14 protein-coding genes are annotated in these 16,239 nt (G+C 38.5%); 10 read left to right on the forward strand and 4 right to left on the reverse strand.

Annotated features, from left to right (window positions below; genetic code table 11):
* The first annotated feature begins 64 nt into the window (after window positions 1-64).
* The 7 genes from POD11_RS13625 (at window position 65) to astE (ending at window position 10,022) form a co-directional block, all read left to right on the forward strand.
* Entirely contained in the window at window positions 65-1,498 is a 1,434-nt protein-coding gene (locus POD11_RS13625) for an amino acid permease (RefSeq protein WP_239967083.1), read from the forward strand.
* Window positions 1,499-2,531: 1,033 nt separating this feature from the next.
* Window positions 2,532-3,803, forward strand: a complete 1,272-nt coding sequence (locus POD11_RS13630) for a Glu/Leu/Phe/Val family dehydrogenase (protein ID WP_032054674.1) — start codon at window positions 2,532-2,534, stop codon at window positions 3,801-3,803.
* Between the two features lie 135 nt (window positions 3,804-3,938).
* Window positions 3,939-5,153: an aspartate aminotransferase family protein gene (locus tag POD11_RS13635; RefSeq protein WP_262457523.1), complete on the forward strand. Its 1,215-nt coding sequence runs from the start codon at window positions 3,939-3,941 to the stop codon at window positions 5,151-5,153.
* A gap of 18 nt (window positions 5,154-5,171) precedes the next feature.
* Window positions 5,172-6,203 (forward strand): arginine N-succinyltransferase, encoded by a 1,032-nt coding sequence (gene astA / locus POD11_RS13640; RefSeq protein ID WP_016142929.1) that lies wholly within the window; start codon window positions 5,172-5,174, stop codon window positions 6,201-6,203.
* Window positions 6,203-7,672, forward strand: coding sequence for a succinylglutamate-semialdehyde dehydrogenase (gene astD, locus POD11_RS13645; protein WP_262457525.1), 1,470 nt, complete (start codon window positions 6,203-6,205; stop codon window positions 7,670-7,672). Before astA ends, astD begins: the two co-directional genes overlap by 1 nt.
* Window positions 7,673-7,691: 19 nt before the next feature.
* A complete protein-coding gene (gene astB, locus POD11_RS13650) occupies window positions 7,692-9,035 on the forward strand; it encodes an N-succinylarginine dihydrolase (protein WP_262457526.1) in 1,344 nt (447 codons plus the stop codon).
* A 12-nt stretch (window positions 9,036-9,047) separates the two neighbouring features.
* Window positions 9,048-10,022: a succinylglutamate desuccinylase gene (gene astE / locus POD11_RS13655; RefSeq protein WP_262457527.1), complete on the forward strand. Its 975-nt coding sequence runs from the start codon at window positions 9,048-9,050 to the stop codon at window positions 10,020-10,022.
* 60 nt (window positions 10,023-10,082) lie between these two features.
* Here the strand turns inward: astE and POD11_RS13660 are convergent, their stop codons facing one another.
* Window positions 10,083-10,850: a hypothetical protein gene (locus POD11_RS13660; protein ID WP_262457528.1), complete on the reverse strand. Its 768-nt coding sequence runs from the start codon at window positions 10,848-10,850 to the stop codon at window positions 10,083-10,085.
* Between the two features lie 590 nt (window positions 10,851-11,440).
* Between POD11_RS13660 and POD11_RS13665 the strand changes: the two genes are divergently transcribed.
* Both POD11_RS13665 and POD11_RS13670 read left to right on the forward strand, forming a co-directional pair.
* On the forward strand, window positions 11,441-11,749 hold the full coding sequence (locus POD11_RS13665; RefSeq protein WP_262457530.1) for a hypothetical protein: 309 nt from the start codon (window positions 11,441-11,443) through the stop codon (window positions 11,747-11,749).
* Between the two features lie 35 nt (window positions 11,750-11,784).
* A complete protein-coding gene (locus POD11_RS13670) occupies window positions 11,785-13,140 on the forward strand; it encodes a S8 family peptidase (protein ID WP_262457532.1) in 1,356 nt (451 codons plus the stop codon).
* Between the two features lie 98 nt (window positions 13,141-13,238).
* Here POD11_RS13670 and POD11_RS13675 read toward each other — a convergent pair whose 3' ends face one another.
* The 3 genes from POD11_RS13675 to POD11_RS13685 all read right to left on the reverse strand — a co-directional run bounded on the left by POD11_RS13675 (window position 13,239) and on the right by POD11_RS13685 (window position 15,201).
* Window positions 13,239-13,670: a hypothetical protein gene (locus POD11_RS13675; protein ID WP_016142936.1), complete on the reverse strand. Its 432-nt coding sequence runs from the start codon at window positions 13,668-13,670 to the stop codon at window positions 13,239-13,241.
* A gap of 96 nt (window positions 13,671-13,766) precedes the next feature.
* Window positions 13,767-14,186, reverse strand: coding sequence for a hypothetical protein (locus tag POD11_RS13680; RefSeq protein WP_262457533.1), 420 nt, complete (start codon window positions 14,184-14,186; stop codon window positions 13,767-13,769).
* 148 nt (window positions 14,187-14,334) lie between these two features.
* Window positions 14,335-15,201, reverse strand: a complete 867-nt coding sequence (locus tag POD11_RS13685) for a LysR family transcriptional regulator (protein WP_262457534.1) — start codon at window positions 15,199-15,201, stop codon at window positions 14,335-14,337.
* 108 nt (window positions 15,202-15,309) lie between these two features.
* Here POD11_RS13685 and POD11_RS13690 point away from each other — a divergent pair, with 108 nt between their 5' ends.
* Window positions 15,310-16,212, forward strand: coding sequence for a DMT family transporter (locus POD11_RS13690; protein WP_262457535.1), 903 nt, complete (start codon window positions 15,310-15,312; stop codon window positions 16,210-16,212).
* The last annotated feature ends 27 nt before the right edge of the window (window positions 16,213-16,239 follow it).

Below are 16,239 nucleotides of genomic sequence, written 5' to 3' on the forward strand. Positions count from 1 at the left end.
AATTGCATATTTATTTTTTTCTCCTAAAATGATTTTTTACTAAATTGTCGTTACAGTTTTTTATATGCAATCATTAAATTATCGGAATAATGATGCATCGCAACATGGAAGTTCTGCACCTTTGAAACGAGCAATGAGTACTCGACATTTGGTGATGATCTCCCTTGGCGGTGCCATAGGTACAGGTCTTTTTTTAGGGTCTGGTGATGTAATTTCCCAAGCCGGCCCAATTGGCGCAATTATTTCTTATTTTTTGGGCGGTTTAATTGCCTATACCGTGATGTTATGTCTTGGTGAGCTGGCGGTCCATGTGCCTGAATCAGGTTCTTTTGGTGAATACGCCCGCCGTTATATTGGTCCAGGTACGGGCTATATGATTACTTGGCTCTATTGGTTAACTTGGACTGCAACTTTAGGAACTGAGTTTACCGCTGCGGCTTTACTGGTTCAGGAGTGGTTTCCTTCTACCTCAGTATGGGCTTGGACTCTTTTTTTTGGTGCCTTAGTTTTTTTCCTTAATATTAGTTCAACTCGATTATTTGCCGAGTCTGAATTTTGGTTAGCACTCGTCAAAGTTATCACTATCATCTGTTTCATTGGGCTTGGGTTACTGGCAATTTTTGGTTTTATTCCTTATCACGGACATGAAACGGCGCCATTGTTTAGCAACTTGACGGCTCATGGATGGTTTCCAAATGGTCTCTTCCCAATTTTTGCCACCATGCTTATTGTTAACTTTGCTTTTTCCGGTACAGAATTAATTGGGGTAGCCGCTGGGGAGGCGGAAAATCCAGCACAGACAGTTCCTAAAGCAATTAATGCAGCTATTTGGCGACTACTGATTTTCTTTGTGGGTACAATTGTGGTGATTAGTTCATTACTACCGTATCAACTTGCAGGTCTTAGCGCGAATGAAGTAAGTAATAGCCCTTTTGTGACAGTATTTAATTATATTGGGATCCCTTATGCAGAAGACATTATTCGCTTTGTAATTATTACGGCTTTACTATCTGCTGCAAATTCTGGTTTGTTTGCTGCTTCACGTATGATGTGGTCACTATCAGCAAAAAATCAATTACCAAAAATATTTTCTAAATTAACTCCTTCAGGAACACCTATTGTTGCCATTACTGTAACTATGTTTGGTGCAATTCCTGGATTACTTTCAGAACAATTTGCACCAGAAACAATTTTTAAGAATTTATTGGGTGTTGCGGCTTTTACAATGGTTGTGGTTTGGATTGCGATTTGTGTTTCACAATTTAACTTCCGTAGACAATGGTATAAGTCAGGTAAAACAGCAAAAGATTTACGTTTCGCCGCACCTCTTTTCCCTCTTACTCCAATTGTAGGTGGGCTATTCTGTATCGTTACCTGTATCAGTATGGTGTTTGATCCATCTATGCAAGTTGGTTTTATCTGTTGCATTATTTTTATGCTTCTATGTTATCTAAGTTATTTCATTTTTTATCGAAACAAAGATGAAGTGCAGAGCTAAACTTGTAAGCACACAGAAATGTAGTTTTAGGGGCCCCATATGGGGCCTTTTTTATGGCTGAGAAGAAACTTTAAAAGCAAAAAATATATATTTTTTTTTAAAATGTTTTTTTAATTTTAATCATAAAAACAAATATTGTTTTATAAAATTACCATTTATCGGATTCTTATTAATATTTATTTGTTATAACTCATTGATTAAGTCTATGTTTCATCTGATTATTTAATAATGAGGAATTTAGGGTTTTATAGAATATGTATTAGAAATGAACTTAATATAGATTTAATGTAGAGAATACATAATTTTTTGATGATTTTTTATAGATATCTAATTTTTAAGTTATTGTTATTTATGGTTTAAATTTGAAGTATTTTTTTTATTTATGGATATTTGTTTTCTATAAAAAATTTTTATCAAAGTTAAGGTTTTTTTAATATTTGTTGTTTTTTTATTATAAGAAGTAGTATGAATTGATTATTTTTTCTCTGCTTATTTATTTTAAAATGTTCTAAATGAGTGCGCTCTATGCTATATTTATTAGAAGATTTTATAGCTATGTTTCGGCTTAATTTTAAGCAGTATCTGTAGAGATAATTAATCTGTAGCATTATTGAACAATGTTTATTTTTAAAAAGACTAATGGAGGGATCTATCGATTAGTCAAAATAATTTTTATGGACACATGATTTTTCGATAAATCATCGTTCTTTTTAACTCCCAAACGGTTATGTCATTTCTTTTGTACTTATATTTCAGCCGACTGGATTAAGTGGGTTGTGGTTAAACTTTACTTTTATAAAGATAGCTTTATAAACAGTAAGTTAAATGAAAGAAAGCTTGTAAAAGATATCGATATATAAAAGTAGATCATACTTTTAGTATCAACAAATGGAATTTAAAAAATCTGATGCTTTAGAAGAGCAAAAGATTTAGTAAATAAACTAAAGCATTGTTATTTCAAGGTTTTGGTTGCTGAATAATAAAGACTGCAGATTTATCAATTCTGAGTCTATGAAGGTATATAGGAAAAAAGATGTCAGATCTTTCATACGTAAACGAACACAGCGATGCATGGCAAACTTACTTGGCACAAATTGACCGTGTTGCTCCATACTTAGACCACTTAGCCGAGTTTATCGACACTTTAAAACGTCCAAAACGTGCACTTATTGTAGACGTGCCAATCGTGATGGATGACGGTTCTATTCAGCACTTTGAAGGCTACCGTGTACAACACAACTTGTCTCGTGGTCCTGGTAAAGGTGGTGTTCGTTACCATCCAAATGTTGACTTGAATGAAGTGATGGCGTTGTCTGCATGGATGACAATTAAAACTGCTGTTTTGAACTTGCCATTTGGCGGTGCGAAAGGTGGTATTCGTGTTGATCCACGTAAATTATCTAATCGTGAATTAGAGCGTTTGACTCGTCGTTATACGACTGAAATTGGTCACATTATTGGGCCTCAAAAAGATATCCCTGCTCCAGACGTTGGTACAAATGCCAATATTATGGGTTGGATGATGGATACTTATTCTACAAGCCAAGGTTATACAGTAACAGGTGTTGTAACTGGTAAACCAGTTCACTTAGGTGGTTCTTTAGGTCGTGTAAAAGCGACTGGTCGTGGCGTATTTGTTACAGGTCGTGAAGTAGCTGCAAAAATCAATTTACCAATTGAAGGTGCGAAAATCGCTATTCAAGGTTTTGGTAACGTAGGTAGTGAAGCAGCTTTCTTATTTGTTGAATCAAAAGCGAAAGTTACACACGTTCAAGACCATACTGGCACAATTTTCAATGCTGATGGTATTGATCTTGAAGCATTACGTGATCACGTAAATGCAAACCAAGGTGTTGGTGGCTTTGCTGGTGCTCAATCAATTGCTGACGAAGATTTCTGGACAGCTGAAGTTGACATTATTGTTCCTGCTGCATTGGAAGGCCAAATCACTGTTGAACGTGCGCAAAAACTTAAAGCTAAGTTGATTTTAGAAGGCGCAAACGGCCCGACTTATCCTAAAGCTGAAGACGTTTTAGTTGAGCGTGGCATTGTTGTCGTTCCTGACGTTGTATGTAACGCCGGCGGTGTAACTGTAAGTTACTTCGAATGGGTTCAAGACATGGCGAGCTACTTCTGGACTGAAGAAGAAATCAATGAGCGTTTAGACAAATTGATGGTTCAAGCTATGGACGACGTTTGGAATACAGCAAACAGCAACGCTTGTACTTTACGTACAGCAGCTTACATCTTGGCATGTGAGCGTATCTTAAAAGCTCGTAAAGAGCGCGGTATTTTCCCAGGCTAATCTGCGGAAATTACTTTAGAAAAAGTGGTTTGAGCAAATATAAAGGATGTTATAGGGTTTATTTGCTCACTCCCTTTTTCTCAATGATTCAAATTTAAGTGTTATCGAATATATTAAATAAATACTGAGGTAAGCATGGAACAGCCAATTTCTGTAACTCGAAGCAACTTTAACGACTGGATGGTTCCAGTTTTTGCACCGGCAAATTTCATTCCGGTACGTGGTGAAGGTTCACGTATTTGGGATCAAGAAAATAAAGAATATATCGATTTTGCAGGCGGGATTGCAGTAAACGCATTAGGTCATGCGCATCCAGTGGCAGTAAATGCTTTAACAGAACAAGCAACAAAACTTTGGCACGTTGGTAACGGTTATACAAATGAACCTGTTCTACGTCTTGCAAAACAACTCACCGAAAACACTTTTGCAGATAAAGTATTCTTCTGTAACTCAGGTGCAGAAGCCAATGAAGCCGCACTAAAACTAGCTCGTAAAGTTGGTTTAGACAGTGGTGTTGAGGGTAAAAGCGGCATCGTTGCATTTAACAATGCGTTCCACGGTCGTACCTTATTTACCGTTTCAGCAGGTGGTCAACCTAAATATTCACAAGACTTTGCACCACTTCCAAATGGTATCAACCATGTTGCCTTTAATGATTTAGAAGCTGCAAAAGCAGTGATCAATGAGCAAACATGTGCTGTTATTGTTGAGCCAATCCAAGGTGAAGGAGGCGTTATTCCTGCTGACATTGAATTTTTAAAAGGTTTACGCGCGCTGTGTGATGAGTTCGGTGCTTTACTGATTTTTGATGAAGTACAAACGGGTGTTGGCCGTACCGGTGCACTTTATGCCTATATGAACTCTGGTGTTATTCCAGATGTGTTAACCACTGCAAAAGCATTGGGCGGCGGTTTTCCAGTCGGTGCAATGTTAACAACCGATAAGTTTGCTCCGCATTTTTCAGTGGGTACACATGGCACGACTTATGGTGGTAACCCGCTAGCAAGTGCGGTTGCGGGTGCAGTATTTGAATTTATTAATACGCCTGAAGTACTTGAAGGTGTAAAACACCGTCATCAATATTTCCTTGACGCATTAAATAAATTAAATGCTGAGCATCAGATTTTTGAAGAAATTCGTGGACAAGGTTTATTGATTGGCTGTGAATTAAAAGCTGAATATGCAGGGAAAGCGAAAGATATTACGACTTGGGCGGGTGAAGAAGGTTTACTTGCTTTAATTGCAGGCCCGAATGTAGTTCGTTTTACACCGTCTCTGATTATTCCTGAACAAGATATTGATGAAGGGATTGCTCGTTTAAAAAGAGCATTGGCAAAGTTGGCTAAATAAGAAAAAGGAAAGCTAGCCATGATGATCGTCCGTCATGCCGAGTTTCGAGACCTTGAAGATATTTATAAATTAGCGGGTAAGTCGGGTGTAGGCCTGACTTCCTTGCCACAAAATATGGATACACTTTCGGCTCGAATTTCACGTACTCGCAATACCTTAAATGGCAATGTCCATAAAAGTGAACAAGGCTATCTGTTTGTTCTTGAAGATACAGAAGCACAACGTGTTATTGGATTAAGTGCAATTGAAGTCGCTGTAGGACTCATTGAACCTTGGTACAACTTTCATGTTGGTACTCAAGTACACGCTTCAAAAGCATTAAATGTTTATAAGTCACTACCTACTTTATTTTTAAGTAATGACAGAACAGGTAGTAGCGAACTCTGTACATTATTTTTAGATCCAGAGCGTCGTGAAAATCAAAACGGTAAATTCTTATCGAAAATCCGTTTTATGTTTATTGCTGCCTTTAAACAATATTTCGAGAAAAAATTAATTGCTGAAATGCGTGGTTTCTCAGACGAAAATGGATGTTCTCCATTTTGGGACGCGATTGGTCACCATTTCTTTAATATGGATTTCTCAACAGCAGACTATTTGAGTGGAATCGGGCAAAAAGTATTTATTGCAGAGCTTATGCCGCGTTTTCCAGTCTATGTAGATCTCTTGCCAAAAGATGCGCAAGAGGTGATTGGAAAAATGCATCCACAAACATTGCCTGCTTATCATGTGCTTGAGTCGGAAGGCTTACGTTATCAAGGATATGTCGATATTTTTGATGCGGGACCAACGATTGAAGCCAATATTGATGAGTTACGTGCAGTAAAAGAAAGTCAATTATTAAACGTCAAAATTACAAGTGAAGCTACGGTCGGTAAGACCCAATATCTCATTGCCAATGATAATTATCATGACTATAAGGCAATGTTGTTGAAGCTTGATCTTGTTGATAACACTATAAATTTAACGCATGAACAAGCTGAAAAACTCGGTGTACAAGAAGGTCACGTTGTTCGTGTGTTATCACTAAATCCAATGGAAGTATCCTGATGTCAAACTCTTTATTTATAAACGGTGTCTGGTTACAAGGCAACGGCACAACATTTGAAAAAACAAATCCAGTTGATAACCAAACTGTATGGTCAGGTACAGAAGCAACTGCTGCTGATGTAGAGCAAGCTTGTCAGGCAGCGCGTACTGCATTTCCAGCATGGGCACGTTTACCACTTGCAGAGCGTGTAGCAATTGTTGAAAAATTTGCGGCTTTGCTTGAAGAAAATAAAAAGCATTTAGCAGAAGTCATTAGCCAAGAAACCAGCAAGCCATTTTGGGAAACCTTAACTGAAGTTCAGTCAATGATTGGTAAGGTTGCGATTTCAATTCGTGCTTATCATCAGCGTACAGGCGAAAGCTCAACTGAAATGGCCGATGGCGTAGCCTCTTTACGTCACCGTCCGCATGGTGTGCTTGCAGTTTTCGGGCCATATAACTTCCCGGGCCATTTACCCAATGGGCATATTGTTCCTGCCTTGTTGGCTGGTAACACAGTTGTATTTAAACCAAGTGAATTAACGCCTTGGACTGCTGAAGAAACTGTAAAACTTTGGCAGCAAGCTGGCCTGCCAAATGGTGTGATGAACTTAGTTCAAGGTGGTCGTACCACGGGCGAAGCATTAGCTGCTTCACATGAAATTGATGGTTTATTGTTTACTGGAAGTGCAAACACCGGTTACCACTTGCATAAGCAAATGGCAGGTGCACCCGAAAAAATTCTTGCGCTTGAAATGGGCGGCAATAATGCGTTGATTATTGATGAAATTGTTGATGTCGATGCAGTAGTGAATCTTGCTATTCAATCTGCTTTTGTTTCGGCAGGTCAGCGTTGTACATGTGCACGTCGCATCTTGGTGAAAAATGGTGATGAAGGTGATGCATTTATTCAACGTTTTGTTGAAGTTGCTAAAAACCTAAAAGTTGGTCGTTGGAATGATGAACAACAACCATTTATGGGCGGCGTTATCTCATCGGTTGCTGCAACAAACATGATGAATGCTCAACAAAAGTTACTTGAGCTTGGTGCAAAAAGTTTATTACCAATGACGCGCCCACAACAAGACAGCTCATTACTCACTCCGGGTATTGTTGATGTTACAGGTGTGAAAGATATTCCGGATGAAGAATATTTTGGTCCACTTACGACAATTCAACGTTATGACAACTTTGAAGAAGCATTAAAAATTGCTAACGCAACTCGTTTTGGCTTGTCGGTTGGTTTGGTTTCTCCAAAGCGTGAACTGTTTGATGACTTACTCATTGAAGCGCGTGCAGGTATTGTGAATTGGAATAAGCCATTAACTGGTGCTTCAAGTGCTGCACCATTTGGTGGTGTTGGGGCTTCAGGTAATCACCGCGCGAGTGCTTTTTACGCTGCTGACTATTGTGCTTGGCCGATGGCTTCACTTGAAAGTGACAGCTTAAGCTTGCCAGAAAAATTATCTCCAGGGATTGTGTTGCCTTAAACACTAGGGAAAGAAAAAAATGAAAGGATATGAAGTAAATTTCGATGGTTTAGTGGGGCCAACGCATCACTATGCGGGGTTGTCTTTTGGTAATGAAGCATCGACAAAAAACCGTAATAACGCCTCGAATCCAAAATTAGCAGCTAAACAGGGTTTGCTAAAGATGAAAGCCTTAGCTGACATGGGAATGAAACAAGGTGTGCTTGTCCCGCATGAGCGCCCACATGTTCCAATGTTACGCCGTTTAGGTTTTACGGGAGATGACATTAGTGTTATTGCTCAAGCAATGCGTCATTCACCAGAACTATTATCATCTTTAAGCTCAGCTTCACCGATGTGGACTGCAAATGCAGCAACTGTTTCACCTTCGGCAGATAGCCAAGACGAACGAGTGCATTTTACCGCAGCGAATCTGAACAATAAGTTTCACCGTTCAATTGAAGCCGAAACGACCAGCCAGGTTTTACAAGCGATCTTTAAAAATGAACGTCACTTTGTTCATCATGAAGCTTTGCCACAAGTGGCTTTGTTTGGTGATGAAGGAGCAGCAAATCACAATCGTTTAGGTGGTGATTATGCTAAGCGCGGTGTTCAAGTTTTTGTTTATGGCCAGCAGCATTTAAATAATGGCTTACCGGGACCAAAACGCTATCCAGCTCGTCAGACACGTGAGGCGAGTGAAGCAATTGCACGTTTGCACCGTTTGGATGATGCACATACAGTTTTTGTTCAGCAAAATCCGGATGTAATTGATCAGGGTGTATTCCATAACGATGTGATCGCGGTAAGTAACCAACAGGTTTTATTCCATCATCAACATGCATTCTTAAATCAAGATCAGGCTTTTGCTGAAATTCGTCAAAAAATGGCAAGTATCGGTGAAGATTTTATCTCGATTGAAGTTCCTGAAAACCGTGTTACGGTTGACGATGCTGTAGCGACCTATTTATTTAATAGCCAGATTTTGACTCGTCCAGATGGTGGAATGACTATTGTTGTACCAGAAGAGTCTCGTCAAAATGCAGCAGTGTGGGGCTATTTGAACGATATGATTCAAATGGGTACACCAATTGATGCTATTCAGGTATATGACTTACGTGAAAGTATGCGTAATGGTGGTGGTCCGGCTTGCTTACGTTTACGTGTAGCTTTAAACGAAACTGAGTTAAATGCTGTAAATCCAAAAGTACTAATGAATGATCAATTGTTTGGCACACTCAATCAATGGGTAGATAAACATTATCGTGATCGTTTAGCACAAGAAGATTTAGCTGATCCGCATTTGTTAATGGAAAGCCGTATGGCGCTCGATGAACTGACCAAAATTTTAGGTTTGGGTTCGGTTTATCCTTTCCAAAAATAGTGAGGAGGTGGCATGCAGGATTTTCTAGCATTAACCTTACAAGGTGAGCAGCCTAAAACCCGCGAAGGAAAACAAGATAGTTTTTCTTGGCGTTGGTTGGGTGAAGGACTTCTTGAATGTACGCCAAACGCACAGTACGACAAAGCCGTCGTACTGTCAGCTGGAGTACATGGTAATGAAACAGCACCAATTGAATTGTTATCTCATCTTTGCACAGATTTATTTGCAGGACGTTTAAACCTTGCTGTGAGGTTGCTGTTTGTATTGGGTAACCCCTATGCAATGCGTCAAGGCAAACGCTATGTGCATGATGATGTAAATCGAATGTTTTGTGGTGGATATAAAAATCTACCTGTGACTGAAGAATCAAAGCGTGCTGAGGTTTTAGAGCAAGTTGTCACGACTTTCTTTCAGGAAAGCTCAAGTGAGGCTAAACGCTATCACTATGATTTGCACACTGCAATTCGTGCTTCTTTATTGCCTACTTTTGCTTTATTTCCATACCAAACGCATGCTTATGATGCAGGTTTGAAAGCGAGCCTTGAAGCAGCTGATTTAGATGCTTTGGTTTATCACAATGCGGTCGGAAAAACATTTACACATTTTACCAGTGAAAATTTTAAAGCTGCGAGTGCAACTTTAGAGTTAGGCAAGGCCTTGCCATTTGGACAAAATGACCTGAGTCAGTTTGCTGCAATTGACGAAGTCATTCGTAATGTAGTTTCTGAACAAGCATTACCACCACGCAATAAAACAAAAATTCGGGTCTTTAATGTATCGGATTCTTTAATTAAAAAAGATGAAGATTTTCAGATGAATTTATCGGCTGAGGCCCCAAATTTTTCAACTTTTACCAAGGGTGAAATCATTGCGACTCAGCCTTCTGGTAATTATGTGGTTGAGCAAGATCAGGTCTGGATTTTATTTCCAAATCCAAATGTGAAGCTTGGTTTGCGTGCGGGTTTAGTTTTAACTGAAATAAACTGAATCATTGATTTTAGAGAAATAAAAAAGGGCAATTGATTGCCCTTTTTTATTTGTAAGAAATTAGTTAGTACCGAAAAGGCCTTTAATCCAAGATTTCTTTTCAGCTTTTTGAGTAGAAGTTTCAGCACCAGCATTTACATTTGCGTTTGCATTAATTCCAACAGGAGCAACGTTTACGCCAACATTTACACCAGTTTGAGCATTAACAGCATGTGCTGGTTGAGCTGCATTTAACTGTGCTTGAGCATCAGCTTTAGTGTTAGCTACAAATTCTTTTTGGTCAGCTTGGTTTTGAGCTACACGAGTTTTTACTGCATCTACGTGCGCTTGGGCATTAGCTTGTTTTTCAGCAGTAAATTCTTTTTGGTCAGCTTGTTTTTCAGCAACTTTAGTTTTTACAGCATCAACACGTGCTTTAGTATCAGCTTTAGCTTCAACTGCTAGATTTTTAGTACCGTTTACAGCTTTAGTTGCTACGTCTTTAGTACCTGTTACTGCCTCGGTAGCAAAATGCTTAGTACCATTTGTAGCTTTAGCCGCTACATTTTTAGTACCTGTTGCAGCTTTAGAAGAAAGTTCAGTCACTTTTCCTGTTGTTTTTTTAGTTGCTTTAACTGTAGTGTCAGCAGCGACATGGCCCGCATGCTTTGCTGTGCTGCCTACAGTGTGTGCAGTATTTTTGACTGTATTGGCTACGCCACTAACAAGACCACCCGGTTGTACATTTACTTGAGCAGAAGCACCTGCATTAACGCCCGCACTTTGTGCAAAAATAGAGGCAGAAGCAAGAACACTTGCAGTAACGATAGCTGTTTTCATCATTTTCATTGCGATATCCTTCAAAGAATATACCCTTTAGTGAGGTATTTCATAAACGCAATCGCATCATAGCTAAGGAAATAGGAGCTTGGGAACTCACTTCATCAAAACGTTACAACAGTGTTACATTGAGTAAACAGACTAGGGATAAATTGTGAAGATTAATAAAAATTAATAATAAAGTGAAAAAGAACATTTATTTTTTAGTTATTCTAATTAAGCTGGCCCTATTTCCCCCTTACAGCTTTTTAACTCCCATCTCCTAAATTTTTTATCATTATTCATAAGCTATTTGCCTATATCTCTAGATGTGATGTAGTTCTCATTATTTATTAGAGGAAACGGCATGCTAATTGCTTATTATGAGAATAGGGTGCTTTTTTAGCACTTTTTTGAACCATATTCTGCCAGAAATATAAATGTACAGGGCAGAACTGTATTTTTGCTTATTCGGGAAAAGGTAATTTAGCTTTTCTCATGGTTATATATTTCAGGAAATGTAAATTTCACATGAAATATATCTAAAGAAATAACACTTTATTTCGAATAATCAAAAATAAAAATAGATGTCTATAAACAAAAAAACAGAGATCTTACAGATGAAAATTATTGCTTCCCTTCTTGTATTAGTCGGCTTAATCGCCGTTGTTTTCTACTTTAAACCCACAAGCGGTGCAGCTGATGTGTTCAATTCTGCTTTACATGAGTCGAATTCACCACAGCCAAATACATCGTCTTTTCTTTCAAAACTTAAGGAGCCTACCCAACCTAAAAATCTATCTCAACATTCAACTCATTCTCAATCGGTAGCAGTTAATACCGTTCCTTTATATGACACGAAAAGTGATCTTTCTATTCAACCGATTGATCCAGAAAAAGATCCAGCAAATGAAATAAAAGCGAAATAAGCAAATTGTTAGTTGAAAAACTACGGAGAAAAATAATGCAAAGTAAAACGTTATTTCTATTAGGTCTATGTACGATTTTAAGTACAACAGCATCCGCTCTTCCTTTAGATTCTAAAGGTGCTAAGCAGCGATTAAATCAAGCAGCAAAACAAAAAGTATTTCAGGGCAAAATCGATTTGGATGCCTTAGTCAATAATGATTCGAATGATTTAATTGTTGAATACAATATTCCTTCGGCGAGTGTGCCTTCCGGTCTAGAACGGCGTAGTTATATTGCTACAAATAAAAAGAATATTCAGGCAAGGTTTAACCGTGCTGGTGGTGTTCAATTACTTCGGGACTACAATAATTTGCCTTTAGCTTTTTATCGGATTAGTAATCGCGAGGCTTTAGTCACTTTATTGAATGATCCGAATGTTAAAGCGGTTTATCCGAACCGTATTAACCGTACTACGACCAATGAAAGTTTACCTTTGATTAATCAACCACAAGCAAACACCAATGGTTTCACTGGTGAAGGCTCGAGTGTGGCAGTGATTGATACAGGGGTGAATTATCTTCATTCTGATTTTGGTTGTACGGCAGTAAACACACCATCAAATACTTGTCGCGTTGTTTACTCATTTGATAGTGCACCAGATGATGGCGTTTTAGATGATGATGGGCATGGGAGTAATGTTTCAGGCATTGTGTCTAAGGTTGCGACCAAGACCAAAATTATAGGCATTGATGTTTTTAGAAAGGTCAGATCCCAAGGTAAATGGGTAAGCACAGCTTATGATAGTGATATTCTCGCGGGGATTAACTGGGCTGTAAATAATGCACAAACCTACAATATTAAAGCAGTTAACTTAAGCCTTGGTGTACCGGGTGTTAAATATACCTCGGAGTGTAGCGATAGCAGTTATGGAACGGCATTTGCCAATGCACGAGCTGCTGGTGTGGTTCCGGTTGTAGCTTCAGGTAATGATGCATTTTCAGATGGAATTTCATCTCCTGCCTGTGTTGCCGGTGCCGTAAGAGTGGGGGCTGTTTATGATAGTAATATTGGTGGTGTGTCATGGGGGAATCCGGTGAAATGTTCTGACCCGACAACAGCAGCAGACAAAGTGGCGTGCTTTAGTAATGGCGGTAGCTTAGTGACTTTGTTGGCACCGGGAGCAATGATTACGGCAGGTGGCTACACCATGGGTGGTACATCTCAAGCGACACCACATGTGGCAGGTGCGATTGCTTTATTACGAGCGAATAGCGTAAGTCCAACAGAAAGTATTGATCAAACCATCAGCCGTTTAAAAACGACAGGTAAACCAATTACTGACTCAAGAACGGGCTTAGTTTTCCCACGTATTGATTTACTGGCAGCAACAAATGGTTTAACCATTAATTAAATCGCTTATTTATAATTTTAAATTAAGTCCAAGAAATTTTTAAATAGCTATAACCCGTTGCGAAGGGCAGCTTTTGCAACGGGTTTTTTATGAAAAAGTTAATGACATTTTGCTAAATTTGCAGGATTAAAGTTGCTTTGGAGTTTTTTGAAATTATTCTGAATTTCTGGATCTTGAATATTAAAAGTGGTTGAGCTTTTAGTTGTAGAGTTTGTTGCCTGATTTAATATGCCTGATTCATCAGGGTATTGTTGAGTGAACGATGTAGCTGAAATTAGGCCTTTATCATTAAATACCCAGTGTTCAGTCACATGTCCACCACCTAAATATCCCGTAAACTCAATCATGCAAGCTTGCTTATCTTGTTTAATAAGTTTAGCTACATTACCTGTCGTTGATGGATAAGCTTCAATATTCGTATCTTGCTCTAAAACTTGTGCCTGAGAATAAGGAGAGATAGGTGCTGAAGTTGCACATGCAGTTAATGCCAAGCAGCATAGGGTGGAAAAGAGAAGTTTGTGACTATTCATAAGGCAGATTCCTAGCTTTTTATAGTGGATGATCATTAGTTCTAGATGAATATATGTATTTATAAAAGCGCGAATTTATCGCGCTGTCCAAGCAAATTAGTTAGTTGTTGTGCTTGATTTGCTTAACTCGCCTTGCTCTATCGGAATGTTTTCACCGTTTCGACTACTGGTAATATTTTGCTTCGCCTGATCTATTTTTGTTTCGGTAAAAGCTTTTGCGGTATCTGCTTTTTGCTGAACGACTTCTGCTTTTTCAGCCGTAAACTCTTTGGTATTTTTCCACTTTTCGCTAATTTTATTTGAAGTTTTTTCAGAAGCTCCTTGAATAGAGTCTCCTAAATTTTGTATGCCTTTTCCTGTTTTATACAGTAATACACGACCTAAGCTTGGGTTGTCACCATAAGGTTGTGTTTTAGGTGTTGTTTCAACAACTTGTTGTGGCTGTGTTGTTTCTGCAAATAAGGTTGATGAAGCCAATATAGAGGTCGTAATACATAAAATTTGTAGGGTTTTCATTTTGGATCAATCTCCCCAACCAGAATCAAAAGATGAAGTGGTGATCTTACTGTTAAAAATAAAGCTTGTACTGCAATGAGATAAAACCCATACGATTTGATTACGATAAATCATCATTTAATAGCGTTAAACCAATCATTGCAATGATTCATAAGCTAAATTCAGTCTTAATCAATTCTATAAACATGTCTCTCGCTTTATGGTTGCTCACATTTTTGTGCCAGAAAAAGTGATTTTGCATAAAGGACAGATATTCAAACTTATAACTTTGAATATGGGCTAAATTTTTATATTGCTCATAAATGCTCTTGGGCACCAAAGCCACGCCAGAACCTGCACTAACACAACCAATAATAGTGGCATAGCTGGTAATGCTGGTGATGGGAAGAGAGATATTCTTAAGTTTAAGCCATTCTTCAAGGGCTGCACGGTAAGGACAGCCTTCAGTCCACATAAAGATTTCTTTGCCAATCAGGTCTTCTTGGCAATTAATTTCGCCCAAAGAGTGAGATGCAATTAAGACCATGTCTTCTTGGTAAATGCTGAGTTTATTAAGCATTGGAAAATCAATATTACCCGCGACAATCGCACCATCAAGTTTATGCTGAGAAATATCGAGTAATAGCTGTTTCCATGTGCCAGTAATAATTTGAATGGAAACTTCTGGAAAACATTGATGGTATTTCGCCAGCAAATTAGGTAGGCGAGTCGTAGCTGAAGATTCAATCGCCCCAATTTTTAATGGACCTGAGGGCGGTGCATCAGGATGAATACTCCGTTTGGCTTCATCGCATAGTGCTAAAATTTTATGGCAATAATCGAGAAAGATTTCTCCTGATGGTGTGAGTTTTAAACTTTTCCCTTCTCGGTAAAACAGCGGTGCGCTGAGTTCTTCTTCAAGCTGCTTAATGCGTGTTGTGATGTTGGATGGTACGCAATGCAGTTGCATTGAGGCTTTAGCCATAGTTCCGCATTCAACCACGGTTTGGAACATTTTTAACTGAGCGATATCCATGTTTTATCATTCACTTTTAATGAATATTTAGCTCAATATAAGTTAATTTTATTCAACTATCCATGCGCATATGATGAAAGTGTTCTATTCCACTAATGCAGATTTAACATGGCAATTTCTCTTGCTGCCGAAACCCAGTCTCCAGCTTTTAAGCTCTATTTATGTATTGCTGTGACCGTTTTTTGTTGGGGCTATTCACCTATTGGTGTACATAGTGCCTTGCATTCATATACACCGCAGCATATTGCCTTGCTCCGTTTTTTGATAGCATCGTTTTTTTTACTACTTTTGGTCATGAAAAAAGGCATTCAGCCTTTAAATTGGAAGGATGTTCCTGCTCTTGCTGTATTAGGATTTTTCTCTGTAACGCTACATCATTTGCTCATAAATACAGGGCAGCAATATGTGACTGCGGTTGCATCCAGCATCTTAAGCCAATCCATTCCTTTATTTACTTTTATTATTTCAGTTTTAGTTTTTAAAGAAAAAATCAGTTTTAAACAGTGGTTATGTATTTTATTGGGACTTGGCGGCGCCGTGTTAGTGGTTAGTGGAGATCATGGTTTTGGTGTACCGAGTCCTTATAGTTTATTGATTGTTTTAGCCGCAATTGCGTGGGGTCTGTACTTTAATTTATATAAAAAATTTGCCTTAAATTATGATGCATTGAGCATGATGTGCTACATCATCTGGTTCGGGACTATTCCTTTACTATTTTATAGTGCTCATTTGCCTAGTGAAATTTTACATGCTACTTGGCAAGCCAATATGTCGGTTGTTTTATTGGGTATTTTTCCAAGTGCGATGGCTTATGTACTGTGGGGATATGTACTTAAAAATATGCCATTAACGATTGCATCGAATTTTTTATATTGCTCACCGATTGTCGCGATGAGTTTAGCAGTGCTTTTCTTAAATGAAAAACCATCAATGATGGTGTTACTAGGTGGAGTAATTATTGTGGGGAGTCTGGTGTGGATGAATTGGGGTAATAGGCGCCCTATCGAATAAGCTATAGATCATTCAACGATCTTTAGA

The organism is Acinetobacter sp. P1(2023) (genome assembly GCF_028367635.1).
Classification (GTDB): domain Bacteria; phylum Pseudomonadota; class Gammaproteobacteria; order Pseudomonadales; family Moraxellaceae; genus Acinetobacter; species Acinetobacter pittii_E.